The organism is Aquimarina sp. KJ22-3, assembly GCF_055808215.1.
In genome coordinates this window covers 2,670,587-2,695,873 of record NZ_CM147859.1, presented here as the reverse complement: position 1 = coordinate 2,695,873, position 25,287 = coordinate 2,670,587, and the positions used below count along the sequence as shown (strand labels likewise).

Annotated in this window: 26 protein-coding genes; 17 read left to right on the top strand and 9 right to left on the bottom strand. The window is 35.4% G+C overall.

The window, feature by feature from the left end; genetic code table 11:
- Window positions 1-19 precede the first annotated feature (19 nt).
- On the top strand, window positions 20-1,297 hold the full coding sequence (locus AC0L3Q_RS12360) for a response regulator (RefSeq protein ID WP_473286875.1): 1,278 nt from the start codon (window positions 20-22) through the stop codon (window positions 1,295-1,297).
- Between the two features lie 8 nt (window positions 1,298-1,305).
- Here AC0L3Q_RS12360 and AC0L3Q_RS12355 read toward each other — a convergent pair whose 3' ends face one another.
- Window positions 1,306-2,286 carry a peptidoglycan DD-metalloendopeptidase family protein gene (locus AC0L3Q_RS12355; protein ID WP_473286873.1) on the bottom strand — a complete coding sequence of 327 codons (981 nt, stop codon included), beginning with the start codon at window positions 2,284-2,286 and terminating at the stop codon, window positions 1,306-1,308.
- 337 nt (window positions 2,287-2,623) lie between these two features.
- Here AC0L3Q_RS12355 and AC0L3Q_RS12350 point away from each other — a divergent pair, with 337 nt between their 5' ends.
- Both AC0L3Q_RS12350 and AC0L3Q_RS12345 read left to right on the top strand, forming a co-directional pair.
- Window positions 2,624-3,457, top strand: coding sequence for an OmpA/MotB family protein (locus tag AC0L3Q_RS12350; protein ID WP_073313473.1), 834 nt, complete (start codon window positions 2,624-2,626; stop codon window positions 3,455-3,457).
- A gap of 141 nt (window positions 3,458-3,598) precedes the next feature.
- On the top strand, window positions 3,599-4,006 hold the full coding sequence (locus tag AC0L3Q_RS12345) for a DUF2541 family protein (RefSeq protein ID WP_473286872.1): 408 nt from the start codon (window positions 3,599-3,601) through the stop codon (window positions 4,004-4,006).
- 57 nt (window positions 4,007-4,063) lie between these two features.
- On the opposite strand, the gene AC0L3Q_RS12340 is transcribed toward AC0L3Q_RS12345, so the two are convergent.
- A complete protein-coding gene (locus AC0L3Q_RS12340) occupies window positions 4,064-5,278 on the bottom strand; it encodes a class I SAM-dependent rRNA methyltransferase (RefSeq protein ID WP_473286871.1) in 1,215 nt (404 codons plus the stop codon).
- Between the two features lie 261 nt (window positions 5,279-5,539).
- Between AC0L3Q_RS12340 and AC0L3Q_RS12335 the strand changes: the two genes are divergently transcribed.
- From AC0L3Q_RS12335 to AC0L3Q_RS12315, 5 genes are read left to right on the top strand one after another with little or no spacing between them, the layout of a single operon-like run.
- Complete coding sequence (locus tag AC0L3Q_RS12335; RefSeq protein WP_473286869.1) at window positions 5,540-5,848, top strand: ArsR/SmtB family transcription factor; 309 nt, start codon at window positions 5,540-5,542, stop codon at window positions 5,846-5,848.
- Between the two features lie 41 nt (window positions 5,849-5,889).
- Window positions 5,890-6,492: a short chain dehydrogenase gene (locus AC0L3Q_RS12330; RefSeq protein WP_473286868.1), complete on the top strand. Its 603-nt coding sequence runs from the start codon at window positions 5,890-5,892 to the stop codon at window positions 6,490-6,492.
- Window positions 6,492-7,286, top strand: a complete 795-nt coding sequence (locus AC0L3Q_RS12325; RefSeq protein WP_473286867.1) for a PhzF family phenazine biosynthesis protein — start codon at window positions 6,492-6,494, stop codon at window positions 7,284-7,286. The genes AC0L3Q_RS12330 and AC0L3Q_RS12325 overlap by 1 nt, the downstream gene beginning before the upstream one ends.
- 5 nt (window positions 7,287-7,291) lie before the next feature.
- Window positions 7,292-7,987 carry an aspartate/glutamate racemase family protein gene (locus tag AC0L3Q_RS12320; RefSeq protein WP_473286865.1) on the top strand — a complete coding sequence of 232 codons (696 nt, stop codon included), beginning with the start codon at window positions 7,292-7,294 and terminating at the stop codon, window positions 7,985-7,987.
- A gap of 12 nt (window positions 7,988-7,999) precedes the next feature.
- Window positions 8,000-9,040, top strand: coding sequence for an NADP-dependent oxidoreductase (locus tag AC0L3Q_RS12315; protein WP_473286864.1), 1,041 nt, complete (start codon window positions 8,000-8,002; stop codon window positions 9,038-9,040).
- On the opposite strand, the gene AC0L3Q_RS12310 is transcribed toward AC0L3Q_RS12315, so the two are convergent.
- A complete protein-coding gene (locus AC0L3Q_RS12310) occupies window positions 9,037-10,557 on the bottom strand; it encodes a DEAD/DEAH box helicase (protein ID WP_473286862.1) in 1,521 nt (506 codons plus the stop codon). The two genes, AC0L3Q_RS12315 and AC0L3Q_RS12310, sit on opposite strands and share 4 nt — an antisense overlap.
- Window positions 10,558-10,732: 175 nt before the next feature.
- On the opposite strand from AC0L3Q_RS12310, the gene AC0L3Q_RS12305 reads away from it, so the two are divergent.
- The 5 genes from AC0L3Q_RS12305 (at window position 10,733) to lpdA (ending at window position 14,650) form a co-directional block, all read left to right on the top strand.
- Window positions 10,733-11,593: an alpha/beta fold hydrolase gene (locus AC0L3Q_RS12305; protein ID WP_473286861.1), complete on the top strand. Its 861-nt coding sequence runs from the start codon at window positions 10,733-10,735 to the stop codon at window positions 11,591-11,593.
- 71 nt (window positions 11,594-11,664) lie between these two features.
- A complete protein-coding gene (gene msrB / locus AC0L3Q_RS12300) occupies window positions 11,665-12,153 on the top strand; it encodes a peptide-methionine (R)-S-oxide reductase MsrB (RefSeq protein WP_473286859.1) in 489 nt (162 codons plus the stop codon).
- Window positions 12,153-12,548: a peptide-methionine (R)-S-oxide reductase MsrB gene (msrB, locus tag AC0L3Q_RS12295; protein WP_473286858.1), complete on the top strand. Its 396-nt coding sequence runs from the start codon at window positions 12,153-12,155 to the stop codon at window positions 12,546-12,548. The genes msrB (AC0L3Q_RS12300) and msrB (AC0L3Q_RS12295) overlap by 1 nt, the downstream gene beginning before the upstream one ends.
- Window positions 12,549-12,575: 27 nt before the next feature.
- Window positions 12,576-13,073, top strand: a complete 498-nt coding sequence (locus tag AC0L3Q_RS12290; protein ID WP_473286856.1) for a hypothetical protein — start codon at window positions 12,576-12,578, stop codon at window positions 13,071-13,073.
- A gap of 185 nt (window positions 13,074-13,258) precedes the next feature.
- Window positions 13,259-14,650 carry a dihydrolipoyl dehydrogenase gene (lpdA, locus tag AC0L3Q_RS12285; RefSeq protein WP_073313440.1) on the top strand — a complete coding sequence of 464 codons (1,392 nt, stop codon included), beginning with the start codon at window positions 13,259-13,261 and terminating at the stop codon, window positions 14,648-14,650.
- 70 nt (window positions 14,651-14,720) lie between these two features.
- On the opposite strand, the gene AC0L3Q_RS12280 is transcribed toward lpdA, so the two are convergent.
- From AC0L3Q_RS12280 to AC0L3Q_RS12260, 5 genes are all read right to left on the bottom strand, one after another.
- Entirely contained in the window at window positions 14,721-15,452 is a 732-nt protein-coding gene (locus AC0L3Q_RS12280; protein WP_473286855.1) for a Dph6-related ATP pyrophosphatase, read from the bottom strand.
- Window positions 15,453-15,455: 3 nt separating this feature from the next.
- Entirely contained in the window at window positions 15,456-15,872 is a 417-nt protein-coding gene (gene aroQ, locus AC0L3Q_RS12275; protein ID WP_473286853.1) for a type II 3-dehydroquinate dehydratase, read from the bottom strand.
- Window positions 15,869-16,498: a porin family protein gene (locus tag AC0L3Q_RS12270; RefSeq protein WP_473286851.1), complete on the bottom strand. Its 630-nt coding sequence runs from the start codon at window positions 16,496-16,498 to the stop codon at window positions 15,869-15,871. The genes aroQ and AC0L3Q_RS12270 overlap by 4 nt, the downstream gene beginning before the upstream one ends.
- 122 nt (window positions 16,499-16,620) lie before the next feature.
- Complete coding sequence (locus AC0L3Q_RS12265) at window positions 16,621-17,214, bottom strand: porin family protein (protein ID WP_473286850.1); 594 nt, start codon at window positions 17,212-17,214, stop codon at window positions 16,621-16,623.
- A 186-nt stretch (window positions 17,215-17,400) separates the two neighbouring features.
- Window positions 17,401-17,982, bottom strand: coding sequence for a porin family protein (locus AC0L3Q_RS12260; protein WP_473286849.1), 582 nt, complete (start codon window positions 17,980-17,982; stop codon window positions 17,401-17,403).
- A 164-nt stretch (window positions 17,983-18,146) separates the two neighbouring features.
- Here AC0L3Q_RS12260 and xerD point away from each other — a divergent pair, with 164 nt between their 5' ends.
- Genes xerD through AC0L3Q_RS12245 form a run of 3 tightly spaced genes read left to right on the top strand, consistent with a single transcriptional unit; the run spans window position 18,147 to window position 20,940 of the window.
- Window positions 18,147-19,043, top strand: coding sequence for a site-specific tyrosine recombinase XerD (gene xerD, locus AC0L3Q_RS12255; RefSeq protein WP_473286847.1), 897 nt, complete (start codon window positions 18,147-18,149; stop codon window positions 19,041-19,043).
- 3 nt (window positions 19,044-19,046) lie between these two features.
- Window positions 19,047-20,000, top strand: coding sequence for a hypothetical protein (locus AC0L3Q_RS12250; RefSeq protein ID WP_473286845.1), 954 nt, complete (start codon window positions 19,047-19,049; stop codon window positions 19,998-20,000).
- Complete coding sequence (locus tag AC0L3Q_RS12245) at window positions 19,993-20,940, top strand: leucine-rich repeat domain-containing protein (protein WP_473286843.1); 948 nt, start codon at window positions 19,993-19,995, stop codon at window positions 20,938-20,940. The genes AC0L3Q_RS12250 and AC0L3Q_RS12245 overlap by 8 nt, the downstream gene beginning before the upstream one ends.
- A 21-nt stretch (window positions 20,941-20,961) precedes the next feature.
- Here AC0L3Q_RS12245 and AC0L3Q_RS12240 read toward each other — a convergent pair whose 3' ends face one another.
- Entirely contained in the window at window positions 20,962-22,491 is a 1,530-nt protein-coding gene (locus tag AC0L3Q_RS12240; RefSeq protein WP_473286841.1) for an NAD(P)H-hydrate dehydratase, read from the bottom strand.
- Between the two features lie 350 nt (window positions 22,492-22,841).
- Here AC0L3Q_RS12240 and thrA point away from each other — a divergent pair, with 350 nt between their 5' ends.
- Window positions 22,842-25,286: a bifunctional aspartate kinase/homoserine dehydrogenase I gene (gene thrA, locus AC0L3Q_RS12235; protein WP_473286839.1), complete on the top strand. Its 2,445-nt coding sequence runs from the start codon at window positions 22,842-22,844 to the stop codon at window positions 25,284-25,286.
- Window position 25,287: the final 1 nt, after the last annotated feature.

Genomic DNA, 25,287 nt, shown 5'->3' with positions numbered 1-25,287 from the left:
TTATACTAAACAAATAACAATGACTTACTACGTAATCGGTGGAATTCTGCTTGTTATCATCGCCTATTTACTGGTGCAATGTATTAAAGTAAAGAGAACTCTTGGGAATAAAAACAAAGAATTACTGCAGTTGCAAGAACAAACGCAAAAGCAGTATGAGGCGCAACAAAGTTACATTTCATTGCTAAGTCAGGAGTTAAGAGTCCCATTATATGGTATCATGGGGCTTACCCATCTTATAGAAGAGGAAAATCCCAAACTAAAGGACAATAAAAAAATAAAGTCTTTAAAATTTAGTAGTAACTATTTACTAATGCTGATTAATAACGTACTGCATATCAATTATATGGATGCAGAAGAAATTGAACTTCAGAATACCATTTTTGATGTAAAGGAAATCACGCAAAACTTGATTCATTCGTTTAGTTATGCTACAGAGAATAGTGATAATAAGTTAGAATATCATTTTGATCCTGAGATTCAGAATCAGGTAGTTGGCGACCCTACCGTGTTAACTCAAATACTTATGAATCTTTTAAGTAATGCGCTTCGCTTTACAGAAAATGGTAGTGTTCACTTTTCGGTAGATCTAATTAAAAATCAGGAAAACACCTATACCATATCGTTTAAAGTTCATCATAACGGGTTTGAAATTTCAAAAGAAGATCAAAAATCTATTTATAAGGAGTTTATGAACATCGATCAGGCCAAAACCTCTTATCTGGGCACTGGATTAAACTCTAGAATTGTAAATAAGTTGGCCAATTTACTGAACGGTGAAGTGATTAAAGAAAATAACGCGAAGACTGGTTCAGAATATGCTTTTGTAGTAAACCTACCTATACATCAGACTGAAAAGACCGCTGAACAGCCTGCTACTTCAAGTATGGCCTCTAAAGACGAAGAAACGTCAACTATACCAGAACAAGTAAGAGCTTTGGTGGTAGATGATAATAAACTGAATCTCCTGGTTGCAGACAAAATGCTTTCCAAAGAGAACTTTAATTGCACCACTATCGATAATGGTTTTGATGCCATCGAACTGGCAAAAAATAATACCTATGATGTAATCTTAATGGATATTAACATGCCGAAGCTTAATGGAATTGGCACTACAAAACGAATTAGAGAATTCGATCCCAAAACACCAATCATTGCGCTTACTGCCGTTGATGTTACCCAGTTGAATCGACAGATCTTACATGCTGGATTGAATGATTATATTCTGAAACCTTACAGTAAAGGACAGTTGTTAGAAATTATAGACAAACACTTGAAGGATACCAGCCCTTCATAACATACAACTTATTGCACCTCGCTGTTTACCAAAATAATTTGCTGTCCAATTTTAAGAACAGAATTACGCCTTATAGCATTCATTTTACAAATTTCTGAAAGTGGTAAGCCGTGCCTATTGGCTATGGCGTAGAGTGTATCTCCTTTTTTGACGGTATACACTTTCTTTTGGTCTTCTTTAAATTTGTCCAAACCTTCTAATGAAGTAATTAAGTCGATATTACTCTTTCTTGTGGATCTATGATATCGAGCTACTGCCCATTTACGTGTTATAAAAACGGTCTCGGCTCGTACCTTGGTGTCTGGAGAAAAATCAAAGACATATTCTGGGTGTATGGCTTTTCCTCGATATTTGACTTCCAAATGCAAATGACTTCCTCTAGAATTTCCTGTGATACCGCCAATACCAATGGCCTCACCTTTTTTAACTTCCTGATTCTCTTCTACCAAATATTTAGATAAATGCGCATATACTGTTTCTAATCCATTGTTGTGTCTTACTACCACAGTTTTTCCATGTCCCCCATGATATCCTATATAACGTATCTTACCATCAAGGATGGTATTTACACTATCCCCGACCACTAAGTCAATATCAATACCTCTATGAGGCCTTCCCCTACGCCAGCCATATCGAGAGGTTACTACCATTTTACGATTTACCGGGGCGGCAAAATTTTCATCCTTAAAATGAAGTTCTAATGGGAAGTCCAAAAGTTCATTACCATAAGGATTAAAACGAACATTGTCCCAATGATCTTCATATACATTATATGCAACGTCATCTTCAATATCATTTGAGATGCTATCTGCAGTGATCATTTTATGTTCTGGAACTATCGGTAAATAGATGATCTTACCGTTACTGGCTAGCGGTTTGTACTTTATACTATGAATTTCTTGCTGACTGTATAGACCCTGTAAGGATAACAGAGTTATGGACACGGTTAGAATATAATAAGATACTCGCCTATTATTAATTATAAACATTAATGTTACTTCTTTTTTCTAGTTTATAGGTAAATCTGGGCTATGAGGTATCTTTTACAACAAATGACCGTAAAAATAATACAACGTTGCAATATAAGGATAATTTAAAATAGAATTAAATTCTTTCATTTTTTCGTCATTCTTATTACTCTTTTGAAAATCAAAATTTTAAATAAATCCAAAAATACTCTGCAACCATAAAAGAATTACGGGACTACATTTTAAAGGGTATTTATTAACACTTTTTAAGAAATTGATGTGAAAAAATTAGTAATCGTAGGAGCAATAAATATGAGTTGAACCAGTTAAAAAAGCATAAAATATTAATTAAATAACCATGAAAAAATCATTCACATTAATCGTTTTCTCAGGAGCTTTATTATTAACCTCCTGCGTATCAAAGAAAAAGTATGTGGCTTTAGAACAAGAGTTACAAGACACCCGTAGCTCTTTGCAAAAGACTGTCGTGGAAAAAGAGGAATTGGAGGAAAAGTTTGCAAAAATCGAAGCCAGAGTAGCAGATTACAATTCCAAAATCAACTCGTTAAGAGAGTCTAACGATGAAAAAATGGTGATGGTAGATGATATTGCAATGATATCTAATGTTACCAAAGAAAAAATGAAGCAAACTTTAAGCAAAGTGGATGCTCAAAAACTTCAGGGAGCTACTTCCTTAAAAGATTCTATGAACTTGGCAGTTTCATACAATCTTAAAAATTCGCTTGATGATAATTTAAAAGAAGATGAAGATATTTCTATCGATATCGACAATACGGTAGTAATGATTTCTATCTCTGACAAAATGTTATTTAATAGCGGAAGTTTCAGAGTGAGTAACAAGGCAGACGGAATTTTACAAAAACTTGCAGACGTTATTAATTCTGAACCTAGCTTAGAGGTTATGGTTGAAGGACATACCGATCCTAGAACCATTAGCACTGCAGTACTTCAGGATAACTGGGATTTGAGTGTTAAAAGAGCAACTTCTATTGTAAGAAAATTACAGACCAGCTATGATGTAGATCCATCAAAATTAATTGCTTCAGGAAGAAGTAGTTACAAGCCTATCGTAGAAAATGATACTGAGGAAAATATGGCCATCAACCGACGTACCAGAATCGTTCTTTTACCGAATATGGATAAGTTCTTTGCATTATTATCTGCTAACTAGACACACACTAACTATTGACATATAAAAGGATAGCTAACCAATAGCTATCCTTTTTTATACCCAATTCGTAAAAAAACAAATCGAAATTAAACCTTTTTACCACATCATAGTCAAATACATGTTGAATCAAATAATTAGACTATGAAAAATGCAATTACAAAAAGTTCGGTTATAGCTACGCTACTGGTAATCCTATTTGTTGGTAGTAGTTTTACAACAAAAATAGTACGTTGGGAACACCTGGGATCAAGAACGGTAAATTATAGATTGGATAAAGATGTGATCAAGGTAACCGCAAGAGAGGGAGGATTTACCAAACTAAAAGTAAAAGTAACAGGAGGTTCTTTAAACATGCATAAAATGGTCGTTCAATACGGTAACGGTAAAAAAGACATCATTCCGCTACGATATAATTTTTCAAGAAAAAGCGCAACGCGACTTATCGATTTAGAAGGAGGAAAAAGAGTGATAAGAGATATTACATTTTTTTACGACACCAAAAATTTATCGAGAAAAAGAGCAAAAGTACACGTCTTTGGCAGACATTAAAATATCACTAAACTTTATGACAAACACCTGTATATGTTTAGCGTATCAGGTGTTTTTTTATTGTATTTGGTAGTAACCACATTTAAGATAAGCTCCTTCTGGAAAAGTAATTGGATGATCCACGTCATGAAATGTTTTCTCCAGTACTTTAAATGGTTTACCCGAGGCAGTAATTTGTTCTTCTGAAATCCTGAAAAAATCTACAGCCTTTACTCTTGAAGAACAAGAGGCTAATACCAAAATTCCATTACGGGCCACCAATTTGGCTCCCAAAGCAGCCAGTTTTGCATAACTTTTCTCTGCTCTTTTGATTTCGCTTTCTCTCTTGGCAAAAGAAGGAGGATCGATTACTACAATATCAAATTGCTGTCCCTGATTAATAAAATCTTGCAACCCTTCAAATGCATCCGCTACCACTATATTGTGCGTCCCGGTATGAGTATTTAAAGATGCATTTGCTTTAGCCATGTCCAAAGCGTGTTTACTGATATCCAAACTAGTAACACTTTTGGCGCCTTGACTCAAAGCATGAACCGAAAAACCACCAGCGTACGAAAAAACATCTAGCACAGTTTTTCCCTTTGAAAGCTCCCCTACTCGTTTTCTATTATGTCGATGGTCCAAAAAATATCCTGTTTTGTGCCCTTTGATCACGTTAGCAGAAAAAAGCACCCCATGTTCTCTAAATACGACCACCTCGTCTTCTAGATCCCCATAGATAACCTGACCATCATGTAAGTCATAAGTTTCTCCTTTGGATTGAATCAATCGATTGAATCGCATTACTGCTGTTTGAGCTCCAGAGACTTTAATTAACTCTGGAATGATCCAATTGAGATAAGGAAACCAAATATGGGAATATAATTTGATAACCAAAACCTGATCATAAACATCTGCAATAAACCCCGGTAACCCATCATTTTCACCAAAAAGTAATCGATAACTATTGGTATCGGTAGCCAATAATGGTTTACGCATATCAAAGGCAGCTCTTATTTTGTCTGAAAACCAAGCGCCATCGATCCGAGCAGATTTTTTAAACTGAATCAATTTTATACGAATAGGAGAATAAGGATCGTATAAACCACATGCCAAAAAGTTATTTTTTTTGTGATCATAAATAATCGCCAGATCACCAGGATCTCCAGCTACATTCTGCTTTACAATACTATCTTCAAAAACCCATGGATGTTCTTGCCTCACCTTTTTCTCTACAGCAGGTTTAAGTTTGATCGCTATCCTTTTGGTATCTAATTGTGGTGTAATATTCATACATTGACAAGAATAAGAATATTTTGGTAGCTATCATACAATAAAATTAAGTTTCTTATCCTATAAAGAGAAAGCACCTATCCCAAGAAATATCAGGATAGGCGCTCTGCAGATGTATCGTTAAAACTATCTAGGGTTTAGGTATATACTAACTTTAATAGCCTTTACTTACTAGACGAAACAATCCCGATTTCGTTACATCAAAAACTAAAAAAAAATAGGTTTAACATATTTATAAAATTAAATATGTATATTTGATTCATGGATAATGACAAAATATTGAATATCAACAAGGCACTATCTAACCCTACTCGATTGGATATTTTGAGATGGCTAAAAGATCCTGAAGCTAATTTTCCTCCACATCAGGAATTAGGACATTTTGATGATGGTGTTTGTGGACAGTACATTCAGGATAAGTCTGGTTTATCTCAGCCTACTATCTCTCATTATTTATCAGGTATGCATAAAGCTGGTTTGTTGATAACCACGAGGCATGGAAAATGGACCTACTTCAAAAGAAATGAGAAGATGATAGCTGAGTATTTGAATTCTCTACGAGAGTTATAAAAAATTTGAAACAACATATTTATAAAATTAAATATATAATTATGAAAATATTAGTGATCGGTGCCACGGGCACCATAGGAAAAGAAATTTATCATTCGCTAAAAAAACAATACAAAGAAGTATATGCAGCTCATCGCAAGAGCACTTCCCTCCAAGTTGATATAACCGATAGCCAATCCATTAAAACCCTATTTGAAAAACTTCCTAAATTAGATATCGTCATTAATGCAGCAGGAACCGCAACCTGGAAATCTTTTTCGGACCTTACAGAAGAGGATTATTATATCGGAATAAAAAGTAAATTAATGGGGCAAGTTAATTTGGTCCGTATAGCTCAGGATTATTTAAACAACAATGGAGCTATTACGCTAACCACAGGAATCCTTGCAGAGCACTATGAACCCAAAGCTACCGCATTGTCATTAGTAAACGGGGCTATTCATAGCTTTGTACAAGCTGCATCCAACGAGTTAAAAAATAATATTAGACTTAATGTTGTAGCTCCCGGTGCAATTGCTGGAGATTTTCCAGAAAACCAAAAATTTGCAGGCTACTACCCTGTAGACATACAGAAAGTCATCGAAGTATACAAACAAACCATAGAAACAAATAGCACAGGTCAAATCTTAAAAATTTACGAGTAATGAAAATTCCTATCTATCAAATCGACGCTTTTACCAAAACATTATTTGGTGGTAATCCAGCTGCAATTTGTCATTTACCAGAATGGTTAGATGATGAAACACTATTAAACGTTGCCAAAGAAAACAATTTGGCGGAGACCGGGTATTTTGTAAAAAAAGAAGATCATTTTGAAATACGCTGGTTTATGCCATACGAAGAAATTGACCTTTGTGGTCATGCAACTCTGGCAGCGGCATATGTTATCTTTAATCATATCGACACGCATCTCGATGAAGTTACTTTTTCATCAAAAAGTGGTATTCTGAAAGCAAAAAAAGAAGAAAACGGAAGTATAACTTTAGATTTCCCAGCTAACCCACCACAAGAAATTGATATCCCGAAAGAAGTGTATGACGCATTTGATATAACACCCTTGAAAGCTTTTGCAGGTAGAGATTTAATGATCACCGTTTCTTCTGAAGCCGAAATACAAAATGCAACTCCTGACCTTTTCAAACTGAAGGGACTCCCCTATTTGTGTACCATTATTACTGCAAAGGGAGAACAAGCAGATTTTGTTTCCAGAGTATTTGATGCTAATCCAGAGATCCCTTTGGAGGATCCAGTAACCGGTTCGGCACACACTATGCTTGTTCCTTATTGGGCAAACATATTAAACAAAACTGAGTTAAAAGCAACTCAATTATCCGACAGAAAAGGAGAATTACAATGTAGATTAGAAAACGACCGTGTATTCCTTACCGGATACGCTGTACCGTATTTAACAGGAGAAATTGAAGTGAATTCAAAATAACACACATGAAAACAATAGGCTTAATTGGAGGAATGAGCTGGGAGTCATCAGCTATGTACTACCAACTTATGAATACATACACAAAAAATATGCTTGGCGGTTTACACTCTTCCAAGAGTATATTACTAACCGTTGATTTTGCAGAGATCGAACAATTGCAACGTCAAGGAGACTGGGAAACTCTTAATCAATTAATGGTTGACGCTGCAAAACAATTAGAAAACGCTGGAGCTGATTTTATCATACTTTGTACCAACACCATGCATTTAACTAGTCCTGAGATTATCAGCAATGTTTCCATTCCATTTTTACATATTGCTACGACAACTGGTGAGAAAATAAAAGCTTCAGGATTACAAAAAATAGCGCTGCTTGGGACTAAGTTCACTATGGAAAAAGATTTTTATAAAAATACTTTGCAACAGGATTTTGGTCTGGACGTAATCATTCCTAACGAAACGAATAGAGAAATTGTTCATAACATCATATACAAAGAACTAGTACTAGGTAATATTCTTGATGAATCCAGAGAAACCTTAAAAAAGATCATCAAGACCTTAGAAAACCAAGGTGCGCAAGGTGTAATTCTAGGATGTACAGAGCTTCCTTTATTGATCAAACCAGATGATGTCGACATATCTGTATTTGATACCACAAAAATCCATGCTGAGCGTGCTGTAGAATTAGCACTAAACAACTAGATACAAGCACCTATGGCCTTACTAAAAAACCATCAATGGATCTATACCAAACGTCCGCAATCTATAGTTACTAACGAGCACTATACATTAAAAGAATCAACTATAGATACTTCAACCATTAAAGAAGGTGAAGCTCTGTTGCAATCAAAATATTGGAGTGTAGATCCCTATATGAGAATTCAGCAATCTCAGCATAATACCTGGGAGGCACCACACCCTTTAGACACCGTACAAGGAGGTGCTGTGGTAGGTCAAGTCCTTGCGTGTAATGATTCCAAATCCAATATAAAAGCTGGAGATTGGGTATTATCCTATACCGGTTGGCAGGAATATGCTATTGCTAAAACAAGTGAACTAAGGAAACTGGACCCCAACGAAGTTCCAGTAACCACTGCTCTAGGAATATTAGGAATGCCAGCACGCATTGCATACTTTGGATTGATCGAAGCCGGAATACCAAAGAAAGGAGAAACGGTAGTAGTATCTGGTGCCTCGGGAGCTGTGGGGCAAATTGTTATTCAAATTGCAAAAATCAAAGGATGCAAAGTGATTGGTATTGCTGGATCAGATGAAAAATTAGCGTATTTAAAAAACGTACTCGATGTGGATCAAGTGATCAATTACAAAAAACATCCATCTCATCAGAAAATCAAAGAAGCAATTAAAGAGGTATGTCCAGAAGGCATTGATATCTATTATGACAATGTAGGTGGTTTTATTACAGATGCCATCTTTGAATTAATTAACCACAAAGCAAGAATCATTATTTGCGGACAAATATCTCAGTATTCGGGAGGATTAGATACTCCTGAAATGGGACCACGATTTTTGCACCACATATTATACAAACGCGCGACTATTCAAGGTGTATTAGCTCGAGATTATACTGACAGAATGGATGAAATGCTAAAAGAGATGACACCTTGGGTTAAAGATGGACGCTTGAAATATCAAGAAACCATACTAGAGGGTTTTGAAAACCTACCCAATGCTTTGAATATGTTATTTCATGGAAAAAATAAAGGAAAACTTATGGTGAAGTCTACAACTTAATCATCCATAAATAGTTGATTGATCTTGGATCTTAGTTTCCGCTTATAATCATCTTCTAACCAATCCCTGTAGTTCTTGGTACTTTTACTAATACAATAAGAATATCTTCGTACCCTATATTCAATATCTGAAGCCAACAATTTACTGAGGATTCTTGCATCAAAAACATCCTCGCTATTCTCTACACACATACGAGCATGTTGTTCGATCGATTTTTCTAAAACCGTCAAGCTACGTAGATTGTATTTTTTTGTTTTGGAATATTCTTCTTCTATATCAAAGTCAAAATCTGTGGTATTTGCAAATTCTTTTCGGATATCATCGGGCATGACATATTTGAAATTTCTTTCAATTTCTTCATCGCCAATTAGATTATCGTAGTAAAAATCAGGAGATCTAAAGATTGATTGCCAGTCCACATCAGAATTCCATAATCCAAACCTCGCTGTATTATTTCCTAAATCAATGATCGAGAACTCAGGTTTTGTAGGGAGTATTCGAGATCCCCTACCAATCATTTGAAAATATAGCGTGAGTGATTTTGTTGCTCTATTTAGTATAACAGTTTCTACGGTAGGTTCATCAAAGCCGGTAGTCAGAATACTTACGGATGTTAGAATAGCGTCATTAGTTTCTTTAAACCATTTCAAGATATCTTCCCGTTCTTGCTTGCTATGCGTGTTATCCAGATGACGTACGGGGTAACCTGCTCTTTTAAAGGTATCATACACATAAATCGAAGTATTGATCCCGTTGTTAAAAACCAAGGTCTTTTTACCTTTACAGCGCTCCTCGTATGCTCTAAGCAGTTTATCCTGCATCAGCATATTGGTATACAATTCTTCAGAGGATTTTACGGTGTAATCTCCGTTCATCCCTATTTTTAAGGATCCCAAACCTACGTCATAGGTATACGTAACTGGCTTAGCCAAAAATCCATTTCCAATCAAAGAATTAATGGTATCCCCAACGATAAGTTCGTTATAATTATCTTTCATCGGTAGCTTCATATTGGAGCTTAAAGGCGTCGCCGTTACCCCAAGAATAAAGCAATTTTTGAAGAATCTAAATAGCTTTCTGAAGGAATTATAATGCGCCTCATCAATGATCACCATTCCGATATCATTCAGCTCTAATTGATCATCGTTTAAGCGATTGTTCAGTGTTTCGACCATGGCCACAAAACACATATACTCATCCTGATCATATAACTGCTTTACAGAACTATTAATGATCTTATTTTTTACCCTAAACTCGCTGAGCATTTTAGAGGTCTGACCACATAGCTCTATACGATGCGTGAGTACCACCACCTTTTTCTTGGTACTTTCAATGTATCGTCTTACGATTTCAGAAAAAATAACCGTCTTCCCTCCTCCTGTTGGTAGTTGGTACAAAAGATTATATTTCTCAGGAAATTCTTCTAAACGACTAAAGATTTTATCGATATCTCTTTTTTGATAATCGTATAAGACCTTTTTTCCTGTATTTTTTGTTTCGGTGGGGGAAAATCCCATGCAGCTTTGGTTAAAAATAAGCTACAAAATTAAGCACTTTATCAGGTTATACGAAACAAATCTTAAAATATATTTCTTCACGATTACTGCTATGAAATGTTAATTATTGATAATTCTTTCATTTAGAAGTATCTCATGTTTTAATTTTATTGCCCAAACAATATCTAAATAGCACGTGGAAAAAGATCTAATTCCTGTTCAGGCGTTACTCATACCAAAACCCATTCTATATACTGGCAAAATACTGAATTGGATTTCTCCTTTTCTAGCCTCCCGATTTGCAGCTCGCATTTTTCTCACTCCGTTCGGTTACGAAATGCCAGAACGAGAAAAAAGCATGTATGAGCAAAGCAAAAAAGAGTTAGTTCGAGTAAACTCCATCAATCGAGACATTATGGTGTATCATTATGGAGACGCTCCCAAAAAGATACTTTTGGTACACGGATGGTCTGGTAGTGGAACACAATTATCAAAAATTGCAGATCAATTATTAGCTAAGGGATATAGCACAGTGAGTTTTGATGCTCCCGCTCATGGAAAATCTCCAGGAAAAAGAACCCTTTTACCACATTTTATTGAAGCGATCCATTACCTCGAAGAGCAATATGGTCCTTTTGAAGCCGCAATTGGTCACTCTCTGGGTGGTATGTCTTTATTGCGAAGCACAAAACATGGACTCAACATTCAAAAACTAGTTATTGTAGGTACTGCCAATAGTATAACGGCAATCACCAAAAACTTTGCTAAAAATCTACAGTTAACAGAAAAAGTAGCTAAACTGCTTAAATCTTATTTTGATCATCGATATGGGGAGGATCTTAATAATTATTCTGGAGCTGTTTCGGCAAAAGGCATCAAAATTCCAACGCTTGTGGTTCATGACAAAAACGATGTGGATGTACATTATAGTTCGGCTCATGAGATTACCGATGCCTTAGAAAATGGAGAGCTATTGTTAACCGAGCAATTGGGGCATCGCAAAATTCTTGGAGACCAGAAAGTCATTTCCCAAATCGTAAAATTTATTTTGGAATAGTTGTTGATACGTTATTGAAAACGAATTTGTACGACTATTACTAAAACTTTATTTAATTTTAATTAAAAAATATGAAACGATTATTTGTATTATGTTTTGTAGCTTTAGTAGTAGGTTGCGCAGGTAACGCTCAAAAAAATGTCAAAAAGGAAAAGAAAGTATATGCTGTTTCTAAAACCAATGAGGAGTGGAAAGAGATTTTAACACCAGAACAGTACTATATTTTGAGACAAGCAGGAACAGAGCGACCCTATTCTAGTATATTGAACAAAGTATATGACGATGGGACCTTTCACTGCGCCGCTTGTGATACGCCTTTGTATGAAAGCAAGTATAAATTTGACAGCGGTACAGGTTGGCCAAGTTTTGACAGAGCAGTAAAAGGAAATATTGAAAAAGACGTTGACTATAAAATAGGATATGCAAGGGTAGAATTAAAATGTGGAACCTGTGGTGGTCATTTGGGACATGCGTTTAATGATGGTCCTCGAGAAACCACTGGATGGAGGCATTGCATCAATGGAGATGCCTTAGTATTTGTACCAGAAAAAACCAAATAATGAAAAAATACCCTGTAGAGAAAACCGAGCAAGAGTGGAAAGAACAACTTTCTGATGATGAATATGTTGTATTGCGTCAAAAAGGAACAGAAAGACCATTTACCGGTAAGTACAACATGCATTTCGAAAAAGGAACGTACACTTGTATGGCTTGTAGTGCTCCCCTATTTCATAGCAACACTAAATTCGACTCTGGGTGCGGATGGCCAAGTTTTGATGAGTCGATAGAAGGAAGTATCGAATATATAAGAGATACTTCGCATGGGATGATAAGAACCGAAATAGTATGCACAAATTGTGGAAGCCATCTGGGTCATGTCTTTGATGATGGGCCAACAGCAACCGGACAACGGTACTGTGTAAATTCGGTTAGTATCGATTTTGACAAAAAATAATTTACAACAAATAAACACTTAGAATTTATGAAAAAGATTATTGCATTACTTTGTTTCTCTACCTTATTAATTACTTCTTGTACCAGTGATGATGATACAGATTTTGATACTATTGGAAGTACTTTTGAAATTACCAGAAGTTTTAATCCTGCTAATAACTTCACCGTAGAGGCAGTTGTACCCGACAATGTAGATGTATTCGACGCTGATGTGGCACTTGTATATATATTAGATCCTACAAGATCTACTGCACAAGTAGATGTGTGGGAGCCACTACCAAGAACATTCTTCTTCTCACCGAGTGGTTTTGCTCAGTTTCAATTTAATTTCATATTCGATGCAGAGCAAAGTATCGCTAGTATAGAAATATTCTTAGAAAGCGACGACCTGGGAGCATTAGCAGCAGACATTACCGACAATCAGGTATTTAGAATTGTAGTTGTACCTTCTGCATTTGCAGAGAATCCTCCTGTAGATTTAAACAACCTAGAAGCGGTAAAAACAGCTTTAAAACTAGAGTTCTAAAGATTTGATATAAAACTAATATATCACAGAACACACGATAAATCGTACAAAAAATTAACACTATCCTTGGGATAGTGTTTTTTTTATGCTTAAATACATGAAAACCTTGTTTTAAGGAAAATCTAATTCCTTTTTAGAATCGCCGAATTATCCTTAAATTCGTGACTTCAAAAAAATCGACATTTATGAGCACATATGATATCATTGTTTTAGGTAGTGGTCCTGGAGGTTATCCTGCCGCGATTAGAGCTTCACAACTTGGGTTTAAAACCGCAATTATAGAAAAAGAAAGTTTAGGTGGTGTATGCCTAAATTGGGGATGTATTCCTACCAAAGCTTTATTAAAAAGTGCACAGGTTTTTGATTACTTAAAACATGCATCAGATTATGGGCTTACTGTAGAGAATTTTGACAAGGATTTTGGAGCGGTTGTAAAACGTAGCCGAGGAGTTGCTGAAGGAATGAGCAAAGGAGTTCAATTCCTAATGAAGAAAAACAAAATTGATGTAATTGAAGGTTTTGGTAAACTAAAATCAAGCAACACCATCACGGTTACAGATGCAGATGGTAAAGCAACAGATTATCAAGGAAAACACCTAATTATTGCTACAGGTGCAAGATCAAGAGAACTTCCAAACTTACCACAAGATGGTAAAAAGGTGATTGGTTATAGAGATGCGATGTCTTTACCAGAACAACCAAAGAAAATGATTGTAGTTGGATCTGGAGCTATTGGTGTTGAGTTTGCACATTTTTACAACGCAATGGGAACCGAAGTAACTATTGTAGAGTTCCTACCTAATCTTGTTCCTCTTGAAGACGAAGAAGTATCAAAGCAGTTCGAAAGAAGCTTTAAAAAATCTGGAATCAAGGTAATGACTAATTCTTCTGTAGAAAGCGTAGATACCAGTGGAGATGGCGTAAAAGCTACTGTAAAGACTAAAAAAGGAGAAGAAGTTCTGGAAGCAGATATCGTATTATCAGCTGTAGGAATTAAAAGTAATATCGAAAACATAGGTTTAGAAGAATTGGGTATTGCTACTGATAGAGATAAGATTGTAGTAAACGACTGGTACCAAACTAATATCCCTGGTGTATATGCTATTGGAGATGTGGTTCCTGGTCCTGCCCTAGCACACGTTGCTACCGCAGAAGCAATTACTTGTGTTGAGAAAATTTCTGGAATGCACGTAGAGCCTATCGATTACGGAAACGTTCCTGGTTGTACCTATGCTACTCCTGAAATCGCAAGTGTTGGAATGACAGAAAAGCAAGCCAAAGAAGCTGGTTATGAATTGAAGATCGGAAAATTCCCATTTTCTGCATCTGGAAAAGCAAGTGCTGCAGGTACTAAGGATGGATTTGTGAAAGTAATTTTCGACGCCAAATATGGAGAATGGTTAGGATGCCACATGATTGGTGCTGGAGTAACCGATATGATCGCTGAAGCGGTTTTAGGTAGAAAATTAGAAACTACAGGACACGAAGTGTTAAAAGCAATTCACCCTCACCCAACCATGAGTGAAGCAGTAATGGAAGCCGTTGCTGATGCTTACGACGAGGTGATTCATTTGTAATAGATTTTCAAATTATCATAAAAAAAACCTCAAAGTCTTTACTTTGAGGTTTTTTTATTTTTTAAAACTATTATTTAGGAATCAAATCACAATACCAAAAAGAGGTATCCCAATTCTTATCTGCATCATCTTTAAAACAGTCATCGTCATCTTGATCAGATGCGGGCTCATAGCCACGCAGTACCTTCTCTCCTATTTCAAAATCTATCGGTGATTTAAATATGGGACCATCATACACAAAAGTATGAAACTCTCCATTCTCTCCACAAGGATCTACTTCTGAAGGTAATTCTTCAATAAAACTGTGATCCAATACTCTACCACAAAAATGTTCATCCAGATATTTTGCATTTACACAAACGGTGATCGCCTTAAAGCCTAGGTCAATGAATTCTCGAAGTAGTTCTTTGGTATCTTGCTTCCATAATGGAAAAGAAGCCTGTATTCCTACTTCATTTAATTGTTCTTCACGATATTTCCTTAGATCTTCCAAGAAAATATCTCCAAAAACACAATGAGAATATCCTTGCTTTTTCAGCTGTTCTACCTCTCTTCTCATGGTGTCGGTGTAGATTTGCATAGACACTCGAGCAGGAAATTCAATTTTATGTAAAGGAATCCCTATACTTTCCACTTGTCGATCCAATAATTCTACACGCAAACCATGCATAGAAACTCTGTTATAATCTCTATTTACCGTAGTGATCAATTGTGAGATGTCAAATTCTTTGTTTTGAAGCACATGGTATAGTGCGAGGGAAGAATCCTTCCCACTGCTCCAATTAAAATACGTCTTATACATATGTTATTTTAAAAAGCTTTGTATGGCTAATTCATAACTCTGTAACCCAAAGCCTAAAATGACTCCTTTCGCATTTGGCGAAATATAAGATTGATGCCTAAACGCTTCTCTCCCAAAAGTATTGGATATATGTACTTCTACTACGGGAGTAGCAATGGCCTTAATCGCATCTCCAATCCCAATAGAAGTATGTGTATAGGCGCCGGCATTAAGAATTACACCATCAACAGTATCGTCGGCCTCCTGAATTTTATCGATCAATTCTCCTTCAATATTGGATTGGTAATATGACAAGTCAATCGAAGGGAACTGTTCTTGCAATTGCTTAAAGAAGCCTTCAAAAGTTTGGTCTCCGTAAATACCAGGCTCTCTTTTCCCTAGTAAATTTAAATTTGGTCCGTTGAGTATTAACAATTTCATTCTTGTACTGCTGGTTCTTGTCTTCTATTGTTTTTAGTCTTAAATAAATAGCCTACAGATAGCTGGACTAAAGAAGTATTGGTGGATACATCCAGCACATTGGTATCAATCACATCGCTAAGTCCTAGATTATAATGAGCTTGAAGAAACAATCCGCTTTCGAATTTATATCCTACACCTGCAATCCACCCAAAATCAAAATTATTAAAAGAATCAAAAAACTCTTCTGGAGTATCATCATCAGATTCTGTAGCATTAGCTAAAGTAGCAAAACGAGGACCTGTTTCTAAGCTAAAATGATTTCCGAAATAAAACTTTGAAATTAAAGGAAGGGTTAGGTAATTCAAGCTGATCTTGTTTTCTTCACCATTTTCTTCAATGGTATATCCTTGTGCAGAGTATAGTATTTCTGCTTGTATATAAATTTGCTGTGTAATCGGAAACTCGACTACAGCTCCAAGGTGCATTCGGATTCTAGCATCGGTATCCTCAATATCTCCACCGATATTGGCATAGTTAAGTCCGGCTTTAAAACCTGCTCTGGTATACAAAGGTTCCTCATCCTGTGCATAGGATGAAAAAGTAGCAAACAGTACAATTAGGGGCAAAAAGAATGTTTTCTTCATTTTTTTATTCTATAAAACGTACTCAAATGTAGTTTTATTTTTAGAACTATATACATCTATAAAAGAAAAAAGCTTCTCGTTGCTGTGTTTAAGAAGCTTTTTAATCTTTATTTTCTTACGTATTATAAGAACATATATCCCAGAGAAAACTGAAAAGTTCCGTTTTCGATATCAGAATTATTAAATTCTACTTTTGAAATATCAGTAACACCAAGATTGTATCTTGTATCTATAAAGACACCTATTTTCCATTGATACGCTAATCCAAAACTTAATCCAAAATCAACATCTGATAAGAATGATTTAATATCCTCATCCAATGTTTCTGTAATACCCCCAAAACTATCCACAGATTCTCTTCTGGCAGACAGTAAAAACCCTACTTGCGGCCCTGCTTGAAAATTAAAACTTTTGCCAAGATAAAGTTTAAGCATGACCGGAACATTAAGATAATTAAGCTTAAAGATTGCTTCAAAATCAGAGGTTACAGTTTCTCCTCCTTGAGAAGAATATACCAATTCTGGTTGAACTGATATCTTATTTAGTACTGGAATTTCGGTCAACACTCCTACGTGAAAACTTGTTCTATAATCAGTAGAGCCTCGAATCTCTGACAAATTAACCCCTGCTTTACCTCCAAAACGAATTTTTTCTTCTTGAGCCATAAGATGACATGAAATACCAAATAACCAGATTGCTAAAAAAACTTTTTTCATTATTATTTATTGATTTAGTTTAGAAAGCAAATCTACTTGCAAAATAGTACTACAAATAGTATCATTGTTTCATTATCGAGGAGATATGTTTCTCAAAATGAACTTCAAGGAACATATGTTAAAGGTATTAAAGAAAAAGGCGTTATGAATCACATAACGCCCTTTATACTAATCTTTTTCTAAGGATTAGAATTTATACCCTACAGAAACCTGGAATACTGAATTTTGAACATCAAATACAGATTCATCAAAAATATTGGATAATCCTAAGTTGTAACGACCTTCAAAAAACACTCCCATATCCAATTGATATCCAGCTCCAAAGTTAAGACCAAAATCTACCGATTTTAATTCATCTTTGATATCATTATCAAATGGTTGTCCCAAATCTGTACCTTCAGAATTTGCAGATAACAAGAACCCGATCTGTGGACCAGCCTGGATACTAAATCCTTTTGCTGCATAAAACTTAGCCATTAAAGGAATGTTTAAGTAATCTAATTTTGTTTTAGATTCAAAATCATCCTCATCTACCTGGGTTCCCTGAGAAGAATACAATAATTCTGGTTGAAACGCGAATTTTTCAGAGATTGGGATTTCAACAAGCCCACCAATATGGAAACCGGTACGATTATCTGTTCCTTCATTATCTCCTTTTACATTATTGAAGTTTACACCCGCTTTGGCTCCAAAACGAATTGACTCTTCTTGTGCGTTCATACTAACCCCGATAAATGCAATTGCGATAAATGCTAAAATTTTTTTCATAATTAATGTTTGTTTATTTAAAATTTACAGAACCTGATAAAACAAAGACCTTGCCATTTTTATTTTTACTCAGACAATTCACTTCAAATTTGTTAACTAAACAACTCGGATTTTAATCCCTTTCAGTTTGTGTAAAGATGCTTTTCTTTATTATTTTTATCCTAATGAAATGGGAACACGCCTTAAAGGATTATCAACACTATCTTCGAATAGAAAGAGGACTTTCAGAAAACTCAATAATCAATTACACACTGGATATCAGACGCTTATTATCCTTTCTTGAAAATTCTAAAATAGAAACCTCTCCACTATCCATAGATAAAAACATCTTACAACAGTTTGTTTTTGAAACCGCAAAATTGGTGAATGCAAGATCTCAAGCAAGAATCATCTCTGGGTTAAAAAGTTTTTTTAATTATTTAGTGTTTGAAGATTATCGGGAATCCAACCCAATGGAGTTGATCGAGTCTCCTAAAACAGGAAGAAAACTACCCGACACCCTATCTGTGGAGGAGATCGATTTGATCATTTCACAAATTGATTTAAGTACACCCGAAGGAGAACGCAATAGAGCCATTATAGAAACTTTATATGGTTGTGGACTTCGGGTTACCGAACTCATCGAATTGAAGTTATCTCACCTCTTTTTTGACGAAGGATATATAAGTGTAATAGGAAAAGGAGATAAACAACGATTTGTACCTATTGGTGAGACCACTCAAAAATTCATCAATATTTATCACAAGGAAATACGCAATCATATCAATATTCAGAAAGGCCATGAAGATACATTATTTCTAAATCGAAGAGGAAAACAACTAACCAGAGCCATGATTTTTACAATTATTAAGCGTTTGGTAGAAAAAGCTGGTATTCATAAAAAAGTGAGCCCTCACACCTTTAGGCATTCTTTTGCCACTCATTTATTAGAAAATGGAGCAGATTTAAGAGCCATACAGTTAATGTTAGGTCACGAAAGTATTACGACTACAGAAATATACATGCATGTTGATCGTAGTCATTTAAGCGAAGTAATGAATAATTTCCATCCCAGAAGATAATTTATGAAAGTGATTTGTTTAAGGTTTATAGCACTCTTTTTTATTCTCTTAAATCAATCGCTGTACGCTCAAAATCTAAATATTGATGGCGGAATCCTACTGCAGGCAGAGATTACACTCGGAAACCAGAATCAATGGTTAAAACTTGGTGTATTTGGATTTGGGACTATGAATTATGGTGATCTTTCTATAGAAAGCGGTGTCTCTTTTACAACCTATCAATTCATAAAAAGACACACCAAAAAAACTTCTGGATTGGCCTATTCTTATGAGTTTTTCAGTTTGGGAGGTATTGGTAAAAACACTAATTTATTAGGATCAGCGGTTTCTAACACAAATACTGCGATCATCTTCAATCCCGCAGGAAAAGGAGGTTTTAACGGATTAGGTTTTGGTTTCAGTAAAGATCATTTACCCAAAGAATTAAAATCCTATGGGTTAAAGAGAGGTGCACTACTAATGCGCTTCAGTAATGCTAATCATAATATTCATTTTGCATTTATGAATGATTTTAAAATCGGATGGTTTAATGGTGCAGGAACAGATTATGGAGTAACCGGTAGTTTAAACGTTGGATTTACCAAAATTGAAAATCCAAATACCATTTATCAGGTCGGTTTGGGTATAGATATATTTACTGCTCGTCCCGATTATAGCAGATCACCAAGAAATCCTGTGAACTCCGATGATGGACGTAAAAATGTTTGGTATACCTTACCTCCTTTCAAAGATTTATTTTATGGCAATCTATACGCATATGGAACGTATCAGGATGAATATTATAGTGTACACTCCAAACTAGGGATCAACAGTCAAAAAGCAGGTGCTTTTATTCAAAACACCTTACACGATGGTATAGGTTTGAATCCTCGTTTCCCATGGGCAGTGGATACCAAAGACAAAATTTATATAGAAGTTTCAGGAAACGCTTTATACAAAAATGTAACGAATGATTAAAGTTAGGCATACATATCTTTTAGTTCTTGGGATATTATTCTTACTAAGTGGTTGTAATACCTACAAAAGCTTCTATAAGAAAACGCACTATTCCATTACTGAAAACAGTAAGCTAAAAAAGATCTATAGACTTGATTTAAGTGGTCAAAACTTAAGTGCATTACCCAAAGAAGTCCAGAAATTATCAAACCTAAGAATGTTGAACATCAGTAATAATCCAAATCTGGATCTTGAAGAAGTATTCAAAACAATCACTGAGAATAAAGAACTAAGCATTCTAATTATGGACAATATGGATATTGATCGATTACCCGAATCCTTAGGAAAGCTCACTAATCTATCTCAACTATCATTGGTAAACAATCCAGATCTTGATTGGAAGCAGTCCTTTAATGTATTGTCTACACTTCCATTAGATTTTCTCAATCTGAAACAAAATAATATCAAAACGCTACCAGATAACATAGTAGACCTTAAATCGATTAAAGATCTGAATTTATCATACAACCATTTGGAAGGAACTCAAAATTTTGAATTCTTAGCAAAACTTCCAAAACTATATTCGCTATGGTTAGATCATAATGAAATAAAAGAACTCCCAGAAACTATAGGGGAACTTGATCAAGTACGTTTCTTATATATTGATCATAATGAATTATATCAGCTACCTGCGGCCATGAAAGACATGAGAAAGGTATGGGTGATTCATGGAGGATACAATAAGTTCGAAGAGTTGCCTCCGGTTTTTACCGAAATCCCTGGATTGTTTATGGTACATATGAATAACAATCAAATAAGCATGATTCCTGAGGTTTATAGCACTGAAAAATATCCCTTAGCGGGATTACTACTGGACAACAATCCAATCTCTGGGAAGGAAAAAGAAAAAGCCCAAGAGTTATTCAAAGGCTTTTTCCTGTTATCATTTGAGCAAAAATAAATATTTATATTTTGATCATTTTTATTCTTGTGCCTGTTGCTGTGGCTGCCTAAACAACTCCAAATAAGCCTGACCAATATTGTTCACGATATCTCCAGCAATTAACGCTTCAAAGCCATTTTTTTGAGCGATCAGGTCTCCAGCACTACCATGTAAATAGGTACCTAACACCGCTGCGCGAATTGGATCATATCCTTGTGACAAAAGTCCAGTAAGCATTCCTGTTAGCACATCTCCACTACCAGCGGTAGCCATACCAGGATTCCCAGAATTATTAACATACATTTGATCTTCATATATAATAATAGAGTTAGCTCCTTTTATTATAAGAACACAACGATGCTTAGCAGAAAACTCCTGTGCTTTTCTTATTTTGTCAAAATCATCTTCCCACTTCCCTATAAGCCGTTCCAGCTCTTTAGGATGTGGTGTAATGATGGTTTGCAAAGGAAGATGTTCTAAAAGTTCAGGTCTTTTGGCCATACAATTGATAGCATCAGCATCAATAACCATAGGAGCTTTATTTTCCTTCAAAAACTCTTCAAACGCTTTAATCGTTTTCTCATCGGTTCCCAATCCCATTCCTATACCAACTGCAGATGGTTCAAAATCCAAATTGATCTCTTCCAACTCATCATCACTATCGGTAATCACCATGGCTTCTGGTACTGTAGTTTGTAATACGTCATATCCACACTCGGGTATATAAGCGGTAGCCAAACCTGCTCCCATTTTTAAAGCGGCTTTGGTGGCCAATACCATACTTCCTATCTTACCATAACTTCCCCCAATCAATACACAATGTCCAAAAGTACCTTTATGACTATATTTATGTCGAGAACGATATAAAGGAACTACCTCATTTTTGTTAATCAATTCTGCAATACCGGGTGTCTGATGCAAAAAATTTCGATCTAATCCGATATCAATCACCTCTATTTCCTTGGTATAACCTCCAGTTTGCGGTAAGAAAAAGACCAACTTAGGTAACTGAAAAGTGACTGTTACATCTGCAAAAATAACTCCTTCAGGATCATCAGGTTTTTTGTAATCATACAGACCAGAAGGAATATCAACAGAGAGCGTAAAACAACGTGCATTATTGATATGCTTAATAAGCTGGGTCACCCAAGGTACCAACGGTCTATTTAACCCAATCCCAAAGATAGCATCGATCACCATATCCTGATATTGAACAGTGGGAAAATCTTCTTCAGATTTAATCTGGAAAGGCCATTCTTTTGCTATTTCCTTTAATCGATCATAATTCACCAGAAAATCTTTGGATCGATTCTCACTAAAATTAACAATGTAGGTTTTTACATTATAACCATGTTCTACTAATAATCTTGAAATCACCAATCCATCTCCTCCATTATTTCCTATACCACAAAACACATGGATAGGTATTTGTGCTCCCTGTAATCGATGATGCAAAAGATTAAAAATTTGACCTGCAGCCCGTTCCATTAATTCTAAAGAAGTTATTTTCTCTGATTTTATGGTAACTTCGTCTGCCATACGCATTTGTGATGCTGAAAATATTTTCATGAGCTTGCTTTGCTTATTTTTTTTGAGAATTCTACAACGAAACTATACCTATATTATTGAATTAACAAAAGTTTAAGGATAGTTCTAATTTAATTTTCTCTAAAAGTAAAAAATTATACATTTGAACTTATAATATAAAGCAAACTAATGTTAAGTACCGTTTACATCTCGGCTTCATGGATTAGGTTAGAAATGATTACCCTTTCTGGGAGAACTTCTATCACGGGTACTATTATTACCCCTAGGGGTTAATACATTATATATCACCACAGAAAGAGTACGTAGTTTATTAAGATTAAGCTACCGAAAATTAAGCTTTATCACTTTTATTTCAATCTAAAAAACATATTATGAACGTTCTAAAATTTGGAGGTTCGTCTGTAGCCAATGCGGCTACCATAGAAAAGGTAATTCATATCATTGAAAACCAATCTTCTACCACACCTTTGTATGTGGTAGTATCTGCGATGGGAGGAATTACAGACCTATTATTACAGGCAGGAGAAGAAGCCTCAAACAATAATGAAGCATATAAACAAACGCTTGCTACTATCGAGCAAAGGCATTTTGATGCCATAAAAGAATTAATTCCTATCACTTCTCAAAGTGCTATTATCAGTAAAGTAAAATCTGAACTTAATGCGCTAGAATCTCTTTGTGAAGGAGTATTTCTATTAAGTGAATTGTCTGAAAAAACTGCTTCGGTAATTTCAAGTTTTGGTGAAATGCTATCTTCTTATATTATATCCGAAGCAGCTAAAGTAAAAGGACTTGATATTGTTTTGAAGGATTCGAGAGAGCTGATTGTCAAAACAGTAAACTCAAAAGTTTCTATAGATTATACAGAAACCAATCAAAGGATTCAAGATTTTGCTTCTGTTACAAAACATAAGGTATGCCTGTTTCCCGGATTTGTGGCTAGAACACAGGATGGAGAACCCACTACTCTAGGAAGAGGAGGATCCGATTTTACTGCTGCAATTCTGGCTGCTGCAATGGATGCCAATGAGTTACAAATCTGGACAGATGTAAGTGGGATGTACACCGCTAATCCAAAATTGGTAAAACAAGCCAAACCAGTAGCACATATTTCATATCATGAAGCTATGGAGCTCTCTCATTTTGGAGCGAAGGTGATTTATCCACCTACTATTCACCCGGTATTGGATAAAAATATCCCTATAGTTATCAAAAACACTTTCGAACCCGAAGTTAAAGGGACATTAATCACAAGAGAAGTCTCGGACCGGGAAAAACCAGTTACAGGGATTAGTCATATTGACAACATCTCCATTATCTCTTTGGAAGGTAGTGGTATGGTCGGCATTCCAGGTTTTTCAAAACGTTTGTTCGAAACGCTTTTCCTTAATAACATCAATGTGATTCTCATCACTCAGGCATCCTCAGAACATTCTATCTGTTTGGCGATAGAAGCATCTGAAGCTTCAAAAGCCAAAACAGTTTTGGATACTACTTTTGAGTTTGAGATCGCAAAAAAGAGATTAGATCCTGTAAAAATTGAAAACAAGGCAGCCATTGTCGCACTGGTTGGAGATAATATGTATTCTCATCAGGGATTGAGTGGTAAAATGTTTAGCACATTAGGTAAAAACAATGTCAACATTAGAGCCATTGCACAAGGAGCTTCAGAAAAAAATATTTCTGTGGTCATCGAAGAAAAAGATATCAAAAAAGCATTGAATACACTACATGAAAGATTCTTTGAGGTAAAAACAAAACAATTAAACTTGTTTGTTACTGGTGTCGGAAATGTAGGAAGTAAATTATTAGAACAGCTAGATCAGCAGAAAAAATATCTTAAAGATAAATTAAGACTAAAAATTAGAGTGGTCGGTATGTCGAATTCTCGAAAAATGATTTTTGATGAAGGAGGTATTGCTTTAGATCAATGGGAAGAAGCGCTTGCCAACGGAGAAAAGGCAGATGCTAAGGCATTTTTTGAAAAAGCAAAGGAAATGAACCTACGAAACTCTATATTCGTTGATAATACAGCTAACCCAGACATTGCAAAAATTTACAAATATTATCTGGCCGAAAGTATGGCGGTGGTGACCTGTAACAAAATTGCTTGTGCCGACGAGTATAACAACTACGAAGAGTTGAAAAACTTGTCCAGAAAATTCAATGCTTCGTTCCTATATGAAACCAACGTAGGTGCTGGTTTACCGATTATAGATACACTCAATAATCTTATTGCTTCAGGAGATAATATTCACAAAATACAGGCTGTTCTATCAGGAAGTCTCAATTTTGTTTTCAACAATTACAAAGAAGGTGTTACCTTTCATGATATAGTAAAACAAGCACAGCAAGAAGGATATACCGAACCTGATCCAAAAATTGATCTAAGTGGTGTTGATGTAGCTCGTAAAATTCTGATTCTAGCCAGAGAAAGTGGTAAAATCATGGAACTGGAGGATATTGAAAACGATTCTTTCTTACCTGCTGATAGTTTGGAAACCAAAAACGTGGAAGATTTTTTCACTTCCCTAACTGAAAATGAGTCTCATTTTAAATCTATTCTTGAAGAGGCAAATGAAAAAAATAGCCGATTAAAATACGTAGCACAATATGAAGATGGAACTGCAAAAGTAGGACTACAGTTCATTCCTGCCGATCATCCATTTTACAACCTTGAAGGTAGTGATAATATTGTTCTTTTTTATACAGACAGGTATCCTAAACAGCCTCTTATCGTTAAAGGAGCAGGTGCCGGAGCAGATGTAACTGCTTCGGGAATTTTTGCAGATATCATTAGAATTGGTAAAAAATAGT